1 protein-coding gene is annotated in these 230 nt (G+C 66.5%); it reads left to right on the plus strand.

Features of this window, described 5'->3' with window-relative positions:
- Nucleotides 1-230, plus strand: a 230-nt coding sequence (locus ACR9ZK_RS23840; protein ID WP_481344373.1) for an AAA family ATPase, incomplete at both ends; no start/stop codon positions are given.

Raw genomic sequence — 230 nt, forward strand, 5'->3', positions numbered from 1 at the left:
GTCGTGGAGGGTCTCGCGCAGCGCATCGTCGCGGGCGACGTCGCCGAGTCGCTGAAGAACAAGGAGCTCATCACCCTCGACATCTCCGCGCTCGTCGCCGGAGCGATGTACCGCGGGCAGTTCGAGGAGCGTCTGAAGAGCGTCCTCAAGGAGATCACCGAGTCCGAGGGCCGTGTCATCACCTTCATCGACGAGCTGCACGTCCTGATGGGCGCGGGTGGCGGCAGGCG

This window comes from Monashia sp. HAY1-5C, from assembly GCF_056755255.1.